Origin of the sequence: Sphaerisporangium perillae (assembly GCF_023276435.1) — a bacterium.
Classification (GTDB): Bacteria; Actinomycetota; Actinomycetes; order Streptosporangiales; family Streptosporangiaceae; genus Sphaerisporangium; species Sphaerisporangium perillae.
The window spans coordinates 129824-148579 of sequence record NZ_JALLPO010000006.1; the positions used below are offsets into that span (position 1 = coordinate 129824).

Annotated in this window: 17 protein-coding genes and 1 pseudogene; 12 read left to right on the plus strand and 6 right to left on the minus strand. The window is 69.0% G+C overall.

The genetic code is table 11. The annotated features are described in order from the left end of the window. Positions 1-10: 10 nt before the first annotated feature. Genes MYF83_RS07720 through MYF83_RS07730 form a run of 3 tightly spaced genes read left to right on the plus strand, consistent with a single transcriptional unit; the run spans position 11 to position 4901 of the window. On the plus strand, positions 11-1525 hold the full coding sequence (locus MYF83_RS07720; protein ID WP_248959497.1) for an outer membrane protein assembly factor BamB family protein: 1515 nt from the start codon (positions 11-13) through the stop codon (positions 1523-1525). Then, entirely contained in the window at positions 1522-2355 is an 834-nt protein-coding gene (locus MYF83_RS07725) for a hypothetical protein (RefSeq protein WP_248959498.1), read from the plus strand. The genes MYF83_RS07720 and MYF83_RS07725 overlap by 4 nt, the downstream gene beginning before the upstream one ends. Further along, complete coding sequence (locus MYF83_RS07730; protein WP_248959499.1) at positions 2349-4901, plus strand: outer membrane protein assembly factor BamB family protein; 2553 nt, start codon at positions 2349-2351, stop codon at positions 4899-4901. Before MYF83_RS07725 ends, MYF83_RS07730 begins: the two co-directional genes overlap by 7 nt. Positions 4902-4945: 44 nt before the next feature. On the opposite strand, the gene MYF83_RS07735 is transcribed toward MYF83_RS07730, so the two are convergent. After that, complete coding sequence (locus MYF83_RS07735) at positions 4946-5677, minus strand: hotdog fold domain-containing protein (RefSeq protein WP_248959500.1); 732 nt, start codon at positions 5675-5677, stop codon at positions 4946-4948. Positions 5678-6187: 510 nt separating this feature from the next. On the opposite strand from MYF83_RS07735, the pseudogene MYF83_RS07740 reads away from it, so the two are divergent. The 3 genes and pseudogenes from MYF83_RS07740 to MYF83_RS07750 form a co-directional block, all read left to right on the plus strand. Continuing rightward, a pseudogene (locus MYF83_RS07740) lies at positions 6188-6295 on the plus strand (IS5/IS1182 family transposase); the annotation flags it as partial. Between the two features lie 38 nt (positions 6296-6333). Beyond that, a complete protein-coding gene (locus MYF83_RS07745) occupies positions 6334-6687 on the plus strand; it encodes a dihydrofolate reductase family protein (protein WP_248959501.1) in 354 nt (117 codons plus the stop codon). A 233-nt stretch (positions 6688-6920) separates the two neighbouring features. Beyond that, the gene (locus MYF83_RS07750; RefSeq protein WP_248959502.1) at positions 6921-7352 is read left to right on the plus strand and encodes an ester cyclase; all 432 of its coding nucleotides are present in this window, start codon (positions 6921-6923) and stop codon (positions 7350-7352) included. A 304-nt stretch (positions 7353-7656) separates the two neighbouring features. Here MYF83_RS07750 and MYF83_RS07755 read toward each other — a convergent pair whose 3' ends face one another. Continuing rightward, positions 7657-8301 carry a TetR/AcrR family transcriptional regulator gene (locus MYF83_RS07755; protein WP_248959503.1) on the minus strand — a complete coding sequence of 215 codons (645 nt, stop codon included), beginning with the start codon at positions 8299-8301 and terminating at the stop codon, positions 7657-7659. 68 nt (positions 8302-8369) lie between these two features. Here MYF83_RS07755 and MYF83_RS07760 point away from each other — a divergent pair, with 68 nt between their 5' ends. Continuing rightward, positions 8370-8786, plus strand: coding sequence for a VOC family protein (locus MYF83_RS07760; RefSeq protein ID WP_248959504.1), 417 nt, complete (start codon positions 8370-8372; stop codon positions 8784-8786). Then, entirely contained in the window at positions 8776-9273 is a 498-nt protein-coding gene (locus MYF83_RS07765; protein WP_248959505.1) for a quercetin 2,3-dioxygenase, read from the plus strand. The genes MYF83_RS07760 and MYF83_RS07765 overlap by 11 nt, the downstream gene beginning before the upstream one ends. Before the next feature lie 252 nt (positions 9274-9525). Here MYF83_RS07765 and MYF83_RS07770 read toward each other — a convergent pair whose 3' ends face one another. Then, positions 9526-9654 (minus strand): glutamine synthetase, encoded by a 129-nt coding sequence (locus MYF83_RS07770; RefSeq protein WP_248959506.1) that lies wholly within the window; start codon positions 9652-9654, stop codon positions 9526-9528. A 362-nt stretch (positions 9655-10016) separates the two neighbouring features. Here MYF83_RS07770 and MYF83_RS07775 point away from each other — a divergent pair, with 362 nt between their 5' ends. Beyond that, positions 10017-11174 (plus strand): tetratricopeptide repeat protein, encoded by a 1158-nt coding sequence (locus MYF83_RS07775; protein WP_248959507.1) that lies wholly within the window; start codon positions 10017-10019, stop codon positions 11172-11174. 406 nt (positions 11175-11580) lie between these two features. On the opposite strand, the gene MYF83_RS07780 is transcribed toward MYF83_RS07775, so the two are convergent. Next, entirely contained in the window at positions 11581-11865 is a 285-nt protein-coding gene (locus MYF83_RS07780; RefSeq protein WP_248959508.1) for a hypothetical protein, read from the minus strand. Between the two features lie 918 nt (positions 11866-12783). On the opposite strand from MYF83_RS07780, the gene MYF83_RS07785 reads away from it, so the two are divergent. Continuing rightward, positions 12784-13344 carry a tyrosine-type recombinase/integrase gene (locus tag MYF83_RS07785; protein ID WP_279339251.1) on the plus strand — a complete coding sequence of 187 codons (561 nt, stop codon included), beginning with the start codon at positions 12784-12786 and terminating at the stop codon, positions 13342-13344. A gap of 83 nt (positions 13345-13427) precedes the next feature. On the opposite strand, the gene glnA2 is transcribed toward MYF83_RS07785, so the two are convergent. Beyond that, entirely contained in the window at positions 13428-14789 is a 1362-nt protein-coding gene (gene glnA2, locus MYF83_RS07790) for a gamma-glutamylpolyamine synthetase GlnA2 (protein WP_248959509.1), read from the minus strand. Between the two features lie 309 nt (positions 14790-15098). Here glnA2 and MYF83_RS07795 point away from each other — a divergent pair, with 309 nt between their 5' ends. Then, entirely contained in the window at positions 15099-16325 is a 1227-nt protein-coding gene (locus MYF83_RS07795; RefSeq protein WP_248959510.1) for an expansin EXLX1 family cellulose-binding protein, read from the plus strand. A 37-nt stretch (positions 16326-16362) separates the two neighbouring features. On the opposite strand, the gene MYF83_RS07800 is transcribed toward MYF83_RS07795, so the two are convergent. Further along, entirely contained in the window at positions 16363-17325 is a 963-nt protein-coding gene (locus MYF83_RS07800; protein ID WP_248959512.1) for an ArsR/SmtB family transcription factor, read from the minus strand. Between the two features lie 83 nt (positions 17326-17408). Here MYF83_RS07800 and MYF83_RS07805 point away from each other — a divergent pair, with 83 nt between their 5' ends. Beyond that, the gene (locus MYF83_RS07805) at positions 17409-18629 is read left to right on the plus strand and encodes an MDR family MFS transporter (protein WP_248959513.1); all 1221 of its coding nucleotides are present in this window, start codon (positions 17409-17411) and stop codon (positions 18627-18629) included. Positions 18630-18756: the final 127 nt, after the last annotated feature.

An 18756-nucleotide genomic window follows, 5' to 3' on the forward strand; every position in this document is an offset into this window, starting at 1 on the left:
GGATACGGCGATGCCTCATATCTCGCGCAAGCTCAAGTCCGGGTTGAAGCTGGCCGGCGTCGGCGGACTGCTGGCGTGCGTGGTGGCGGCACCGGCCACTCCCCCCGTCGTCCCGCCGCCCGACTCACCGGGCACGGCCGTGCGCGTGTACGAGCGCGACGGGTCTCTCGTCGGGAGTCTGGGCGAGACCGTCCTGTGGACCACCGGCATCGGACTCTCCGGCGGCACCGACCGGTTGACCGCGAGAACCGGCTCCTACGTGGTGACCGAGTCCTTGCCGGACGAGGGGATCGAGCCTTCCGGCAACGGCAGGCGCGTGATCAGCGCTCGCGACGCGTTGACCGGCCTGCCCGCCTGGAGCATCGTCTCCGGATATCCGGACGAAGGATCCTTCAACCCCTTCTACTACGTGCTCGGGGTGGCCGCACAACAGGTGGTCGTCGACGTCCCCTCGCTGCGCGTGATCCGGGGCCTGGCGGTCGCCACCGGCCGGATCGCGTGGGAGACCCCCTTGCCGGACGGGTGCGTCAGCCTGAAGCCGACGAACCAGAAGACCGACACCGACACCGACGCGCACGGCCGGGAGAACATCTGGGGGACCACGGACGAGCGGACCGCGGGACTCCTCGCACGTTGCGCGGACGCCCGGACGACGTTGCTCGGATTCGACGTTCACACCGGCGGACTCCGCTGGAGACGGGCCATGCACCCCGCCGGGAAGCCGGCGATGCGCTTGGAGAAGGGGGTCTTCGTCCTTGAGGGGGACGAATCGCTCGCGCTCGTCGGCGACGACGGGCTCGTGCTGTTCGACGATGCGGCGATGTTCGCCGAGCTCGCCATCACGGACCGGGCCGTGGTGATGCGCAGCGGCAGCGTGGCCGAGGGCGAGTTGCGCTCGATCGACCGGCTCACCGGCCGGATCCTGTGGCGGCGGCCCTCGCCCCCGAGGTTCGAGAAGATCCGCGATTCAGCCGGGCGGGTCGTCATCGGCCAATATCTGGACTACCCGCTGACCGGGCAGGGCGTGCCCGGTCTGGAAACGGTCATCGACCCGGTGACGGGCCGGACGCTTCCCGCCCCGACCTGGGTCGACCGGGGGATCATCGACCCGAACGCGTGGCCCGACCCCTGCGATCTGGTCACGGCGTCCGATCTCGCATCGAGGTCGGCGGGGCCGTATTCGGTGACCGCGACGCCCGCGCCGGCGCAGTTCGGGCTTCCCACTCCGGACACGTGCCTGATTCGATTCGACAGCGGGATATCAATCTCCATCCGGCTGATCTGGGTCTCCCGCCGGGAGAAGGACGCGAGGGCCACGCTGGACGAAATACGCGACGGCATCGTCGAAGGCGAAGCCCGGGGGATCGCCGACCGGGCTTATTTCCACAACGACGACTACCGGGACGGAGTGCTCCTGTGCCAGGGACCGGTCATCGCGAGCGTTCGCGCCTCCGGTGACGCGCCGCTCGCACTGTGGGCGGCGAAGACCGTGGCCCGCCATCTACGCGAGATGGAGAACCGATGACGACGGAGCCCGCGACCCGGGAACCCGGCGGGAAGGAGACCGAGGAGACACCGCGGAATCCGCTCCTGAGCGCGCTGAAGAAGCCGACGACGTGGGTGGTGACCACGGTGGCAGGCGCACTGGCCACCATTCTCAGCGGCGGGGTGGTGAGCCTGTGGTCGTGGACCCAGGACACGTGGGCCGACGTGTGGGACAGACAGGCCATCGGCGGTGTGGTCTACTCGCCGATCTACACGGGCCAGTCCTACGCGCTGACCGAGGCGATCCCCGGCGGCCCGGGCCGCCGGCTTCTCCGCGAGGACGCCGACCTGAACGACGTCGCCGCGCTGGTCCACGCCAAGAAGGGCTACCGCCTGGGACGGATGGACATCAACATCGTCCTGCAGGGGCTACGACACGATCCTGTGCGCGTCCTGGACGTGCGGCCGCATGTCATCTCGGCCGGTCCACCGCCGTCCGGCACGTGTTTCACCATTCCGACGGCAGGCGGGGACAACGTCTTCTCGATCCAGGTGGACCTCGATCACCCGATTCCCGGCTACGGCACCAAGCGCCTCCGTGACAGGTTCCTCAAGAACAACATCAACCTGGCGTACAAGGAACGTGCCACGGTCGAGGTGACGGCCACCGCCGAGCAGCGCTCGTACGAATGGGAACTACAGGTCGACTACGTCTATGGCGATGGGACGACCGTCCAGCACGCGTACTTCCGCGATGAGCGGGGAGAGCCCTTCCGGCTGTCCGGCGAGGCGCGCAGATACCGGTTCATCTACGCGACGCCGACGTTGGCGGAGGACTACCGGCTCACCGGTAGGCACACCAAATGCTGATCGCGGCGAGATTGCCGGCCGCGCTGCTCCTCTTGATCGCCACGGTGACGGCCGCCGCGCCGGACGGGATCGCCGAACGGGACTTCACGCGGGCCTGGGTGACCGAGGTACGGCCGGGCTACGCCGCGCCCAGCGTGTTCGTCGCCGACGACGACCTGGTGCTGCGCGACAGCACGTCGGTGTCGGCCCTGGACCCCCGGACCGGGATCGTGCGATGGCGGCACGTCTTCACGCGTTCCATGCCGTCGGACTGGATCGCCCAGGGAGGGACACTGGTCGCCGTCTCCATGGGGCCGGCGCCGAAGGGTGACACGACCTCCGTCACCGGTCTGTCCCGCGCCGACGGAACGGTCCGCTGGGAACGTCCCGGCCTCGGCGGGGCGGGCGACTGGCGCGGGCCGTTCGGCGGGGCCGGGCCGATCTCCGCCGTTCCGGCGTGGGACGCCGGACGGCGGGAGGTCGTCGGACTGGCGCCGGAGTCGGGCGCCGCGAAATGGACGGCGAAGCTCCCCGGCGGCTGCGATTCGGTCCTGTCGTCGGGCTCCGCCCCGGCGGCGGTCGTGCTGGTGGCGCGGTGCGACCTCGGGAGCATGCTCCTGGCGCTGGCTCCGGAGACCGGGACGACCCGCTGGAGCGCGAGAGTCGGTGGCACGGCGAACCTCTCGGTGCTTCCCGAGGCCGTGGTGCTGGTGCACGACCATCGGCTGACCCTCTACCACCCCGCGACCGGCCGAGTCATCGTCGAGCGCACCGGATGCTGGGACGCCTGCGTCGCCACCCCGATCGTCGACCTGATCGTCCTCGCCTACGGCGCCGGTTCCGACGAGGTGATCGAGGCGTTCGACCCGGCGCGCGGATCGACGAGATGGATTCGCCGCCAACCGGCCTCCGCCGGTCGGTACACGAGACTCCTCGTCGCCGGGGACCGGCTCTACGGCGTGCTCGACGTGGGTGCCCCTGCGGTGGTGGATCTCATCGATCCGGTGTCCGGAACCGGGCGGCGAACGCGGCTTCCACAGCTCGGCGACCCGTTCTCCGCCACCGGATCCCTGCTCCTGACGGCCTGGCAAACCGGCGACGCCGGGCAGGCGGCCCAGGTACGTCTCGCCGCTTTCCAGCACCACGAGGACATCGTCCAGCGCGTCTCCGCCGCCGCGTGGCCGGGGAGGTCCGCATGCGATCTGCTGTCCGCCGAGGATCTGGCGCCTCTCGGCCCGGACTACCGCGAGAAGCCGGACGACCTGCCGTCGGCGGCCGGCTGCCGATACACGGGGAAGGGCATGGAGATCGCCGTCCGCGTGTGGACGGAACCCTCCGCCCGCCTGGCGGAGGAGTTGTTCGGCGAGCTCAAGGACGCCGTGGGCGGCGTGCGCACATCGGCGCTCGCCGATGACGACTTCACCTCGGGCGCGCACGTCCGATCGGTGTACGTGCGCGAGGGCCGCACCGTCATCCGGGTGTCCTCGGTCTACATTCCGCTGCGCGGCGCCCTGCGGGCCATGGCGAGAGAGGCCGCCCGGCGAGTGCGCGGCGGCGCGGTCGCCTATCCGCCCTATCCGGCCCGGTGGCGGGCGGACACCACCGCCGCCGCCCCGGCGGAGTCATCCGATGCTCTCGTCAGGCTAGCGGGAACCTCGGTGACCATCCATGAGCCTGCCGGGTCGCCGCTGACCCTGCGCGCGTACAACCCGTTCAACGACGGCCCCACCCGGCTCCGGCAGGCTTCGGGGGCGGCGTTCTCCTCGGCCGCCGGGCGTTACACCGCCCTGTCACCGGACGGCCGGTGGGGGCTGGCCTTGTCGGACCGATGGTCCAAGGGCAGGGACGTGGTCACATTGGCCGACCTGCGGACCGGCCGGAGTCGTGCGATCACCATGCCGGTCGTCCAACCGCTGTGGAGCGCCGCCCCCGTCTGGTCCAGGGACGGCGGAAAACTCCTGTTCACCGTCCGGCGAAAGGACGATGATGACGGCGGCTCCACCCGAGTCGGTTTCATCACCATGGACGTCCCCTCCGGAAAGCCGGTGTTCGTCCCCACGGACGCCGACGAGGACCTCGGAGAGTTCGATTTCTTCTGGAACGCGGACGAGACGGGGGTGGTGTCGAGCTTCGGCGTGGAGGAGTCCGAGAACTCCGATGCCGAGGATCCCTCCTACGACACCTACGCGCTGCGCTTCCTTGACCTGTCGGGGAAGCCGACGGGCACAGTGGAGAACGTGGGTGACCCGGATCTGGGCATGCCGGATCCGTACTCCCCCTCGCGGTCCAGGTTCGTGGCGCACTGCCCTCGACATTGGGGGGCGCTGTGCGTCAGCGACGCGACGACCGGTGCGCCGCTGGTCCGCGTCGACCTGTACACCGAGCGGCTCATCGGGTGGTACGACGAGGATCACCTGGTGGTATGGCAGCGCGTGGGCGAGGGGTACCAGGCCGCCGTCGTCGACTTCGCCGGGCGGGTCGTCGGCCGGCTGGCGGAGTCCACGACGGTCCGGGAGGCCGATACCGAGCTGTTCTACGTCCGCCGGGATCGGCCTGCACCGCCATAGCGGACATCCCACCAGGAAGCGGCTTCGCCGCTGACCTCGAACAGTCAGGCGGGGAGGAGCCAGGTGGCCTTGGCGGCGGCGACCAGGGTGCCGTCGACCTCGTACACGGCGCTCTCGCCGAAGAGCTTGCGTCCCTCGCGGCCCGTGGCACGTGCCACTACGGAGTAGGTGCCGTTGGGGTACACCCGGCGGAAGATCTGGGCCGTGATGCGGCCGAGCAGGCCCGGGCCGCCGGCCGGGGCGTTGGCCCAGCCCGTGGGGCAGTCCAGCGCGGCCCACACGAGGGCGGCGGGGACGACGCCGTCCTCCTCGGTGACGGTGACCGGAACCCGCCAGCCTGCCGCGATCAGGCCGGTGCCCTCCACAGGGCCGGGGAAGATCCGCAGGCCGTCACCTGGGTCGCGCAGGCCGCAGACGAAGCATTCTGGGGCGGGATGGCGCCCGGTCAGGCCGGCGAACCCGGCCTCGGCGCGGGCGGCCTCGGTGAAGGGCACGAACGGCGGCGGGGTGACGTCCTGCGCCACGGGGATTGCCTCTGCCAGCACCTCCCCGCCGTGGGCCAGGGAGGCCGAGTTGGCCATGTGGGTGACGACCAGGGGGGTGTCCAAGGGGATCGGTCTGCGCAGGGTCACCTCGATCGCGTGCGCGCCGTCCAAGGTGCCCGCCAAGGTGCCCGCCAGCGTCCCCGCGCTCCAGCCACCGTTCGCGGTGCCCTCGGGACCACGGAAGCGGGCCGGAACGGCCAGCGAGGTTTGCAGACCGGCATCGGTCGTCATCCTGTGCACCCCCCATATTGCTTCACACCAAGAAGCACAATCGTAAAAATGGTGAGATAGCGTCACATTTTACTCATACGACTCAGACCGCCATCACACCAGGTGGCCATGACGGACCCGTTAGCCGTGGGTAACGGCGGCGTGACATCCGGGGGGGTGAAGGCACGCGACGCGCTCCCCCACCGTCCCGGCCGCCGCATCCCGGCAGGTCGCATGAGAGAGCAACCATCCAGACCACGGCACGATTCCCGGCGAAAACCCATCCCCAGGGAAAACCTCGGGCACGGGGACGCCCTGAGGCAGTCCCCGGCCCCGGGCTGGTGACTCCGACGCCGAACTCGTCGGGCGCAAGGCTGGAGGAGGTGTCCAGCACCACGAAAGCCGTAGCCGCCGTCTACCGCCCACGTTTACCCGTGATCTCAATCAAACGCATGACGACATTGCTTTCTGGCCGCGGAGGTTGATACCGGAATGTCTGCCACCGGGCACAACTATCGGGTTGTCCAGGGCTCGGGCAAGACACGGGATACGTTGGCCGGACGCGACCCGCGCGGGCAGATCGCCCACAAGGGTGAGAAAGCGCCGATCCAGGCCAGCCGCCGATGGCACGTGGAGCGCAAGCGAACAGCAGTGCTCAATGACGACGGAGGTTTGACGTGGCAAAGCTCACCTACTCTGCTATCGCATCCCTCGACGGATACGTGGAGGACAAGCGCGGCAATATCGAGTGGGCGGCCCCCGATGACGAGGTGCACGCGTTCGTCAATGACCTCGAGCGGCCGATCGGCACCTACCTCTACGGGCGTCGGATGTACGAGACGATGGTGTACTGGGAGACCGTGAGCACCAGCGGCGATCAACCCGCGGTAACCCGGGACTTCGCGGAGATCTGGCGAGCGGGCGAAAAGATCGTGTACTCGCGGACGCTCCAGACGCCATCGAGCGCACGGACGCGGATCGAGCGCGATTTCGATCCTGTAGCCCCGAGGGACCACACGTCGCAGTTGTGATCAGCCCGATCGTGACCTGGCGAAACATCCGAAGCACCTTGATGACCTGGCGTTCGGTGTCTCGGTGGTTCTCGGTGTTTCGCGGTGTTTCGCGGCTGATCACGATGTCATGTGCCCCGTTGGTACGGCAGGTCGGGGCCGAAGTCGACGCGCTTGCGACGGCGGGGGTGGCTGTTTAACGGTGTATTGCCCTGGTCTCAATATGCTGGTTGGGGGATGGGGGGTGCTTCGCGATGCCCGATGTCGTGGACCGGCTGACCAGTGCGTTGAACACGCATGATCTCGACGCGGCGATGCGGTGCTACCGGCCGGACGCGGTGGCGGTAACGCCGGAGATGGAGTTGGGGGGCCTCGAGGAGATCGGCTCCTTCTTCGCGCAGCTATGGCAGGGGTTCCCCGACATCCACTACACGGTGTGGGAGAAGATCGTCAGCGGGGACGCCATCGCGGCCGAGATGGTGGGAGTCGGCACGCACACTGGGCCGTGGTTGGTCGTTGGGGGCGAGGTGCTGGAGGCGACGGGCCGCGCCATCGCGGTGCGCTCCTCCTGGTTCTGGAACCTGGAGGACGGTCTGATCGCCAGCCAGCGTGTCTACTACGACCAGTTGCAGATATACGCGCAGCTCGGGATGCGCCTCCCCCTCGACTTCGAGCCGTCCCGCTAGCCGTCGCACCATCCCGGCTGCCGTCGACCCCACCGCGGAGCGGCAGCGGGCCGGCGACGGAGGCCCCGCTCCTTCATCGCATCAAGCCCGGCGCGCGGGGAACGTGCCGCCCACCCCACAGGCGGCCCAGTTCCGACGTGGTAGCGGCCGGGGGTATCACGCTGAGCGCGGCCACCTGGCCGCGGGTGAGACAGGCCAGGACCGGCCGGCTTCGCTGCTGTAGTACGCCACGATCTTCCGAACTTCGACTGGAGACGCGTGCAACCGAGGAGCCGGGGTGGTCTCCCGATGCCCCTCGATGCTCTCAGCGCAGGACCGCGCCGGCGACGGTCTCGTTGATCCAGCTCTCCCACCGGTCGGGCGTCCATCCGCGTGCCTCGGTGAGCAGGAGATAGACCTCGTGGCTGACGAGCGTGAAGACGATGTCGGCCGCTTCCTGGACGGTCAGTTCCGGCCGGAGAGCCTGTTTGTCCCCGAGCTGCCGCACGAGGGCGTGGTGGGCGATGAAGCGTTGTCGTTGGTTGGTCTCCCACTGCGCGGCCATCTCGGGGTCGGCGCCGGCGGCGTCGCGGACGACCTTCATGATCGGCGCGACGCGGCCGAAGATGACGCGGCTGTTGCTCAGCCAGATGGCCAGCGCCCGCCGGCCGTCAGGCTCCTCGCGCACCTGCCGCACCCACGGCCGGTCCAGCATCGGAATCGGCTCGTCGTCGCCGACGGACATTACGTCGACGACCTCCTTGAGGACCGTGGCCTTGTTGCCGAAGTGGAAGTACACGGTCTGCACCGCGACCCCCGCCGCGCCGGCGATCTGATCCAGGGTCGTCGCCGCGTATCCGTGCCGCAGGAACAGCTCCAGGGCTCCGTCTATGATCCGGCGCCGTGTCGCCCGGGCCTGGGCGGCCCGGCGGGTGCCGCGTCCGGCCGTGCTCTTGACGCAGTCGCTCATTCGTTAGAGGCTACTCTAAAGAAATTCGCTAGAGTTAACTCTAGTGAACCATTCAGTCGGAGGTGATCATGGACTTGGCGATCAGCGGCTTCCACCACGTCAAACTCCCGGTGACGGATGTGGTGCGCAGCCGCGACTGGTACGAGCGGGTGCTCGGCCTGCAGACGCACATGGAGTTCGTCGAAGAGGGCACCCTCATGGGGATCGCCATGCGCGACGCGAACGACACGATGGACCTGGCCGTACGGCACGACCCCGCGAGGGCGGCCGCGCTGGCCGGATTCGACCCGATCGCCCTGTGTGTGCCCAGCACCCGCGACCTGGACACCTGGAAGCGGCGGCTGGACGATCTGGCGGAACCTCACGGCGGCATCGTCACCGGGCATGTCGGTCAGGTGCTCGTGGGCCTGCACGATCCCGACGGCATCGAGGTACGGCTCTACGCTCCGGCCGGCGACGACTCAGGAGGACCTGATGAGCTTTGATCCCACCGGTTACCTGCTCGGCACCGACGATGGGCCGCACCTGTGGTTCCTGGACACCCGGATGAGCGTGAAGGCGGGCGCGGACCAGACCGGGGGCGCCTTCACCCTCATCGAGTGGTCCGCGCCGGCCGGATTCGGGCCGCCGCTCCATGTCCACGACCGCGAGGACGAGGCGTTCTACGTTCTCGACGGCGAGATCACCATCGATTGCGGCGACCACCACTGGACCGCGGGACCCGGCGACTTCGCCTTCCTGCCCCGCCGAATCCCGCACGCCTTCGTCGTCACCGGCGGACCGGTCCGCGGCCTGCAGCTGACCACCCCGTCCGGGTTCGAGCAGTTCATCGCCGAGATCGGCCGCCCCGCCGAACACCCCGGCCTGCCGGCTCCGTCCCCGCCCGACATCCCCCTGCTGATCGAGGCCGGCAGCCGTTACGGCCACCAGATCCTCGGCCCGCCCCCGGCCGCGGCGCCGGCTCACGGCTGAGCCGTCGCCCTCTTCCCGGACGCCGCACGGCCCTGCCCGCCGGGCGCCGCCAACTGGACGACCGGAGCGACTTCAACGTGCCGAGCAGTGAGGGGCGCACTCGACGAGCCGTGGACAGGGCGTATGAGGCCATGCATCTCAGGTCTGACGGCCCACAGACGGCCCAGGATTGAATGAAACGGCGCGAGGCCAACGGCTGTGCACCGCTGGCCCCTCGTCCTTCGTTCAAGGAGAACCGTCTCTGAGCTGCGATTACAGCACCGGCAGGTAGCGGCCGAGCTCGAACTCGGTGACGGTGCGGCGGTACTCGTGCCACTCCTGGCGTTTGTTGCGCAGGAAGTGACGCCATGTGTTCGTGACCTGGGCCGTAGCGCCGACCACCCCGACAACCTGGCGTCATGCATCTCGATGGTTCTCGACGTTTCGCACGTGGTCACGAAGTCATGTGCCCTGAAAGTGCCCTGATCGCACATTGATCGCTTGGGAGAAGCGCCTACTGTCCGCGTATCGCCGGCCAGCTCGGCCCTGATGCCAGGTACAGTATCCGCCTTCCTGCTGACCTCTTGAGTGTGAAGCAACTGAAACGGATGCCTGTCCAGCGGACATGGTGCCGGTGACCTGCGCGAACGTCCGTAAGAGTCCGCCAACGTTCGTGGTCATCCGTCGCGGTTCTCACTCACTTCGTCATCGACACCCGATGTGGTGCAACCCACAAAAAGGAATCTCCTGGCTAAGCTGGAGAAATGGAGGGTGAGTACGACCATGTCGTAGAACTGTGCACTCTGAAACGGTTTGATCAGGCTCGCATCCGGCTGAACCACCTGATAGCGAAGTATCCAGACGATCCCGGTCCCATCTTTCTCTTGGCCCACGTCCACATCCTTGAGGGCAGTCCTCAGGCCGCCCGCGAGGCAATCGACCGGGCGATGATCGTCACCCCGGACCTCCAAGCTCGCGAACTCGTCTTAGCCTGCAGGCTGTTCCGTCTCCTCGGTGACGTCACCCAGGCGATCTCCTACGGTCGGCGCGCGGTCGAGATCGATCCCGACAACTGGATGGCCCACGAGGCACTGGCCGACGCGTACGCCGCAGACCCCAAGCGCAACCTGCTGCTCGAGACCGACTACCACGCCGCAAAATCGGCCGAGCTGGCGCCCGAGGAACCGGAAACACGACCGACGCCCGAGCAACAGGTGGAGAGGCGTTTCTCCTGGACCTCGATCCGCCCAGGGGTGCTCCTGGTGGTGAGCATCGTCTGCTTGATGTTCGGGCCCACCATCCTGAAATGGCTGGGCCACAGGATCGAGGACCTGCTGGAAGTCGACCGGCCTCAGGACGAGTTCCCCCTGGTGGGAGTCCCGATCGTCCTCGCGGTGGCCGTGGCCGGATGGGGGATCCACCGGGCGATCAGGATATGGCGCGGCGGCGACAGGATCGGCCCCGCCATCCAGCGTCGGCGGGCCGTGTCCCGCGAACTCCATCTCACACTCCCCGACAAGCTCGCCGTCTCGGCGACGAATTTCGCGGGCTGGCTCTGCTTCTTGCCGCTCCTCGTCACGGCGTGGCTCGGCGCTGCCGTGCTGGATGAGAAAGTACCGCCCCGTCCCGGGGCGGTGGCCGTCGCGTCCGCCGTCGTTGCCGCGCTGAGCCTGCTCCTCTGGCCGGCCCTGCGCTGGTGGCTCGGCCCCGGACAGCCCCGGCGGTTCCTCACCGCCAGCCTGACGCTGTGCATCTACCTGCTGATCACCGGTGGCCTCATGGTGACCTCCATCATCATGGCGGTCGCTCAGGTTACGAATGAACGCGCCTGGATCACGGTCACCGTCCTCCATTTCGCCTGGATACTGGCGGTCTTTGTGCCGATCATCAAGGTGAGCCACATGGGTCGCATTCCGAGCTAACACGTGAATGGACCTCACCCAGGCGCGCGGCAGCGGGTCGGGGATCCCGACACAAGCCCTACCGTCTGCGTCCGGCGAAGATCATCCCGAAGTGCACTGAAAACCCCTGAACAGCGAAAAGGCCCGTCAGGATCACGCCTGGCGGGCCTTGTCTTTGGGTGGAGCTGAGGGGATTCGAACCCCTGACCCCTTCGATGCGAAGCATTCGTATCGATCGCTTGGCCTGGCGTTTGAGCTGGTCAACCGGGTCGCCAGTGTGCATCGACGTGCATGTTTGAGTGGCGTGAGGCATCTCTGATGTCACTCAGTTGGTCACTCACTCTCGCGATAGGACTCGAACCAGACTCTTGCCGTTTCGATCAGACCACATTGATTCACTGGTGACGCGGACTGGCCTATCGGTTCCCTATGCGGTCGCGCGTCGGCGAAGGAACGCCATCGGGACGCAAGACAAGGTAGTGATAACCATCAGCGCAAAGAGGGGCAAGGCGTCGATTCGGATGTTCATCTGCGGCTGGAAGGTGGTCATGTACCACTCGTCCAGCGCCGCCAGGATCCAAGCTGCTGCTGGCCATAGGAGATAGTGCCCCCTCCGCTGCTTACGCCGCAGAACCCAGGACAAGGCAAGGAAGACGACTACGCCCAGTGTCAGGGGCACGGTCTGGTACAGCATCCCGATCATCTCGTACATGCGGATCTCTCGGTCGGAGGGTACGAATCCCGGTCAATATAGGTTGTCGCGTAGTGCGCGCGTCGTCCCTCGACAAGGGTCACCCTGGCCTGCCGTCTGCCGTCGTCCCACCCACGGGGTAGCGGGCCAGCCGCGGGCTGCCCGGTCGCGCGCCCGGTGCCAGGGCCGTGATGGAGCGAAGGCGGCCCCGCGGCTGGTCTGCTAGGGCTTGCCCCTGGGACGGCGGTAGGTGGGCAGGCTTCCACGGCAACCCACTCAGACGGGCAGGGAACGATCTTGCCTGCCCGGAGCCGGAGCGCCCCCGCCGGAGGCATGTAGTAAGCCCGGCTCCGTGACCGCGCGCGCGTGCGCTGACCGACTCGTCCCCGTGACCTGAGAAGTGCGCCCCCTTGTGATCAGATCTGTACCATCGCACGGCGGCCCCCTCTTCCACTCGTCCGCGCCAGCCGTCCGGCGCGCTCTTAGCCGGCCGCCTGGAGCCCTAGCGGAGGGCGGCGGCGTTCGCCGTGACGGCGGCGCGTGCGGCCCCGTGGGGCCGCCTTGATCGGGGTGAGTACTTGGACCCTGCGGCCGGACAGCTCAGTTTGAGCACCTATGCGAAGGAGTGGCGGGCAAGCCTGACGATCGACCCCGGAACCCTGGAAGGTGTGGACAGTCGGCTGTCCAGGTGGGTGTACGGCCAGAAGATCGGGTCGGAGACAATGCACTGCCGTTGACGACCGGATCATCAACCGCAACCCCTTCAAGCTGAAATCGGTCCAGTCCGCTCGGCCGGTTGAAACGATCCTAAGAAGGTGACGCCCTGGACACGGCCCAGGTCGTCGGTGTCGCCGAGGAGCTCCCGGCCCGCCTCGGGGCGATGGTCTATCTGGGTGCGGGGTGCGGGCTCCGGCAAGGTGAGCTGTTCGGCATCGCGAGATGGATGACCTGGACTTCGACAACGGCATGGTGCACGTGAACTGTCAGGTCCGGCTCGTTCGGAGTCGACAGGTGTTCTCCCTGCCCAAGAGGAAGACGCGTTCGGTACCGATGCCTGCGGCGGTGGCTGAGAGTCTGCGGGCGCACATCGAAAACCATCCGCCCGTGGATGTCACCCTGCCGTGGCGTGCTCCCGACGGGGAACCCCGGACTTACCGTCTCGTGTTCGTCCGGGAGACCGGAGAGGCTCTGCACTGGGGTTCCTTCAACTACACCTGGCGCGGGGTCATCGAGCGCGCGGGGATCGTGCCGCCCACTCTCCCGGGCGCCCGGCGCAGGCCGTACCGAGAGCACGGCTGCCACAAACTCCGCCACACCGCCGCGTCGGCCTGGCTCGCCGCCGGCGTCGACATCGTGACCGTGGCCGAGTACCTCGGGCACAGTGACCCGGCCTTCACACTTCGGACCTACACCCACCTGATGCCCAGCGCGACGGAACGGGCGCGGCGGGCCATGGACGCCTTCTTCAACGACGGTGCGTGTGCCCTGGATGTGCCTTGATCTTCAACGTTCGGAGGATCGCCCCTGCCGACGAGCCTTCCCCAGTCACAGGGGAACGCTCGTCGGTAACGTATTTCAGCAGGTCAGAGCACCGGCAGGTAGCGGCCCAGCTCGAATTCGGTGACGGTGCGGCGGTACTCGTGCCACTCCTGGCGCTTGTTGCGCAGGAAGTAGTCGAAGACGTGCTCGCCCAGCGTCTCGGCGACCAGCTCGCTGCGCTCCATGGTCGAGATCGCCTCGTCCAGGCTCTGCGGGAGCGGCTCGATGCCGAGCGCGCGCCGCTCGGCGCTGGTCAGGGCCCACACGTCGTCCTCGGCGCCGGGCGGCATCTCATAGCCCCCCTCGATGCCCTTCAGGCCCGCGGCGAGGATCACCGCGTACGCCAGGTAGGGATTGCACGCGGAGTCCAGCGAGCGGAACTCCACCCGGGTGGAGTTGCCCTTGTGCGGCTTGTACATGGGGACGCGGACGAGCGCGGACCGGTTGTTGTGCCCCCAGCTGATGTAGCTCGGTGCCTCGCCCCCGAGCCCGGCGATCGCCTCCGCCCCGCCCCACAGCCGTTTGTAGGAATTCACCCATTGGTTACAGACCGCAGTGATCTCGGCCGCGTGCCGCAGGAGACCCGCGATGAAGGAGCGGCCGATCTTGGAGAGCTGGTAGTCGGCTCCGGGCTCGTAGAAGGCGTTCCGGTCGCCCTCGAACAGCGACATGTGGGTGTGCATGCCCGAGCCGGGGTACTCGGTGAAGGGCTTGGGCATGAAGGACGCCCAGATGCCCTGCTCCAGAGCGACCTCCTTCATGACCAGGCGGAAGGTCATGATGTTGTCGGCGGTCGTCAGCGCGTCGGCGTACCGCAGGTCGATCTCCTGCTGGCCCGGGGCGCCCTCGTGGTGGCTGTACTCCACCGAGATGCCCATCGCCTCCAGCATCATGATCGCGTTGCGCCGGAAGTCGTGGCCCGAGCTGTGCGGGGTGTGGTCGAAGTAGCCGCCGGAGTCGTTCGGCACCGGCTTCTGCCCCTCCTCGGGCCTGTCCTTGAGCAGGAAGAACTCCACCTCGGGATGGGTGTAGAAGGTGAAGCCCATGTCGGCCGCCTTGGCCAGGGTGCGCTTGAGCACCCAGCGCGGGTCGGCGTGCGAGGGCGAGCCGTCCGGCATGAGGATGTCGCAGAACATGCGCGCGGCGCCCGGCGTCTCGCTGCGCCACGGCAGAATCTGGAACGTGCCGGGGTCCGGCTTGGCGAGCATGTCCGACTCGTACACGCGGGCGAAGCCCTCGATGGCCGACCCGTCGAACCCGATGCCCTCGGCGAACGCGCCTTCGAGCTCGGCCGGCGCGATCGCCACGGATTTGAGGAACCCGAGCACGTCGGTGAACCACAGCCGGATGAACCGGATGTCGCGTTCTTCGAGCGTACGGAGCACGAATTCCTGCTGGCGGTCCAAGGCATCCCCTTCTGCCGGACGGTGTTCGGACACCATCGTCGTCACGCTGAGCCAGTCTCTGAATCGGCGGAAGACATGTCTGGTCATCTACCAGTCTGCCCGCTTGGTGTTTCGCACACGTTACGCGGGTCCGTAGTGAGGAGTCGACGCCGGAGCGCCCGACCGGCTCGCGCACATCTCGGTCATCGGATGCCCGCAGACGCGCATGCCACACCGGAGACAGGACAAGAGCAGTGTGTGGTTGCTTAATGTGACAGCATGGTGTCGTTCTGCATTCGTCAAGGGTGACGTCCGGCGAGGAGAGCACACATGAACGCGGATCGGCGGCACGCCAGGCGTGCTCTGAGCGGGTGGCCGCGGCTGCGGCTGAGGCGCGACCGCCTCACCCTGCGGCCCGCCCCGCGCGCGGCCGCCTGGCAGCGGCTCGCATGGGCGATGTCGATGGGCACCGCACTGGCGATGCTGGCGCTCGGCGCCTCGGCCGGGAAGAACGCCGCGTGCGCGGCGGCGTCGCCCGACCCGGGCGACCCAGCCGGCGTGCTGAGCCTGTTCGCGCGCGGCTGCTCGCTGTCGGGTGCCGTCCGCGGTGACCTGGTCGCCGCCGTCTCCCCCGTGGAGTACGCGGGCTCGGCGGCCTGCGGGGCGTATCTCGACGTCACCGGCCCGCGCGGCACCGTGCGCGTCCAGGTGATCGACGAGTGCCGGTCGTGCGCCGCCGGGGAGCTCGATCTGAGCCGCGCCGCCTTCGCCCGCATCGCCGGTCCCGATCGCGGTGTCGTGCCGGTCCGCTACCACCGCGTGCGCAACCCCGCGGTCCCGAGACCCGTGGCGTTCCGCCTCAAGAAGGGTTCTTCGCCCCGCTGGCTGGCCATCCAGGCCGTCGACCACGGCAACCCGCTGCGGCGCCTGCAGATCCTGCACGAGGGACACTGGCGCGACCTGTCACGCGAATACGACAACTACTGGGTGGCCGACCGCGGCGCCGGCTCCGGGCCGTACACCGTCCGCATCACCGACGTGTACGGGCAGCGGCTGGTCGCGAGCGGCATCCACCTGGTGCCCGAGGGGATCCAGCGCACCACGCGCCGCCTGTACGTCCCAGCGGCGGCCTCGCCCGCTCCCCCGGCGGGCGCGGCGCAGCGCACGACGGGGAACGCGCCGCCGCGCGCCGGAGGCCAGGACACCGCCGCGCCGTGGAGCCCCCCGTCCGGGAGCGGCGCGGGCGGGCACGCCCGTCCGGGCCGGTCAGGGGACACGCCGTCCTCGGGGACGGCGCCCGGCGCCACCGCCTCCCCGGGCTCCAGGCCGGAAAGTCCCGCCTCCGAAGGGACGGCGTCCGGGGCCGCGTTCGGGGGGACGGCGTCCGGCGGCGAGGAGTACGGGCGGGCGGGCGCGGGCGGCTCGGGGCCGGAGAGCTCCGTGCCCGAGGGCGGCGCGGCCAGGGGCACCTTGGACGTCGATTCGGGCGCTCAGGGCTCCACGTCCGGACGCGCCCCGCTCGCCGCGCTCCCCTCCACCCGTCCCTTCTTCTGCTGATCACGGCCTTCCGCGCCGGCAGCGGCCCGGCGGGCGGTCAGGAGCCGCCGACGAGGGCGTCCCCTGTGGGGGTGCGCCGGTAGAGGACCTCCCTGCCCAGGCGCCTGCGGGCCACCAGGCCGCTCCCGGTGAGCACCGACAGGTGCTGGGAGACCGCGCCGGGCGTGAGGGACATCCGCCTGGCCAGCGCCGTGGTCGACGAGGGGTGCCGCAGCGAGAGCAGCAGCTGGGCGCGGGTCTTGCCGATCAGCGCCGAGAGCGCCCCGGGGGCCGGCGGCGGCCCGACCTCCCACAGCGTGCCGACCCCGCGCGCCGGGTAGACGAGCATGGGCTGGTAGGGCTCGCACATGACGGCGATGTCGGGCCAGCGGAACGCGCTCGGCACCAGGAGCAGCCCGTTCCCGCCGAGCTCGCTGGAGTGGCACCAGCGCCCGTCGCTCTTCAGCCGGTCGCCCTCCCACCTGACCGAGGCGTGCAGGTCGGCGAAGAGCTCCTCGGCGCCTCCGGTGGCCAGCCGCCGGGTGCGCCACATGAGGTCGGCCTCCAGCAGGCCGTACACGCGCGGCCAGAACTCGGCGAGCGCGACCTCCCAGTACGCGGCGAGGGCGTCGGCCACTCTGCGCACCCCCGCGACGGGGTCGGCCTGGAACCGGGCGATGGACCGGGTGTCGGAGGTCTGCACCCACCCGGCCTCCTCCAGGGCCTTCTCGGGCGGCGTCAGCCGTACGCGGGCCAGCTCGGCGGCGAAGTCGGGCAGCGGCGTGTCCGGCGGCGGGGTGAGGAAGTCGGCCATGTACCCGTGGGCGGGCGCCAGCGCGAACAGCTCGGACAGGTCGAGGGCGGCGAGCCTGGGCAGGACCGCGCGCAGCCAGGGCAGGTGGACGGAGTGGCGGGCAGGGGCGCGCAGCACCCGCAGGCTCGCGACCAGCTCCCACAGCGGGGAGAACGCGAACCGCAGGCGTGCCAGATCATCGGCTCCGAACCGCCACTCGACACCCACCGTGCTCCCGCCGCCGCACCGAACCTTTTAGCCGTGCCTAAAAGATTGGCACGGACACGGGCCGATGTCCAAGGGTTGACGACGTGACCAGCATCATCGCCGACAAGCCCTCCCTCCTTCAGACCAGGATCGGAGGCTTCCCCCGTGCCTTCTGGGTGCTCTTCGGCGGCACCTTCGTCAACCGGCTCGGCACTATGGTCGAGCCCTTCATCGGGATCTACCTGACCCAGGCCCGTGGCCTGTCCCTCGGCACGGCCGGCCTCGTCATGGCGGTCTTCGGCATCGGATCGCTGGTGTCGCAGCTCGTGGCGGGCTGGCTCTCCGACCACGTGGGCCGCCGCGCGACCCTGACCGGCGGCATGATCGCCACGGCGGTCACGATGATCGCCCTCGGCTACAGCACCTCGCTCCCCGCCATCGTCGCGGCGATGGGCGTGCTCGGCCTGGTCGTGGACGCCTACCGGCCGGCCTCGCAGGCCCTGGTGGCCGACCTGATCCCGGCGCACGACCGCTCGCGCGCGTTCGGGCTGCTCTTCTGGGCGATCAACCTCGGCTTCGGGGTGGCCATGATCGCCGGCGGCTGGCTCGCCCAGTCCGGTTTCCTCTGGCTGTTCTGGATCGACGCGGTCACCTCGGTCATCTTCGGCGTCCTGGTGTGGCGGGCGGTGCCCGAGACCAGGCCGGAGCGGAGCCGGGAGGCCGGCGGCTTCCTCGACGTGCTGAAAGACCGGCTCATGGTCACCTACGTGCTGCTCACCCTGCTGTACACCTTCGTCTACCTGCAGGCGTTCACCACGCTGCCGCTCGCGGTCACCGGCCAGGGTCTGCCCCCCTCGGCCTACGGGCTGGCGATGGCGGTGAACGGCGTGTTGATCGTGGTCGTCCAGCCGCTGGTGAGCCACTGGCTGGCCAAGCGGGACGCCAGTGCCACGCTCGCCCTCGGCATGGCCGTGGTGGCGGTGGGGTTCGCGTTCACCGCGTTCGTCTCCACGACCGCCGGCTACGCGGTCACCGTCGCGGTGTGGACCCTGGGCGAGGTCATCACGGCGGGCATGGCCGGCACGCTCGTCGCCACGCTGGCCCCGGCGCACCTGCGCGGGCGCTACAGCGGCCTGTTCGGCTTCGCCTGGTCGGCGGGCGGGCTGCTCGCTCCGCTGATCGGCACCCGTCTTCTGGGGCTGGGCCAGGAGGCGCTCTGGTTCACGGTCGGGGCGCTCGGGCTGCTCGCCGCGATCGGCCAGCTCGCGATCGCCCCGGCGGTCCGCCGCCGCGCCGCCGCCCAGCTCGTCGTCCCCGCCACCTGACGCCGCGTCCCAAGGTCAGCGGTTCTTGAAAGCGCTTAGACAGCCACAGTAAATAATGGAGTCGGATTTCTCGATTTATATCGGTTGAAATGCGATATCAAGCAAGCGTTGATTCGATGTTATACGC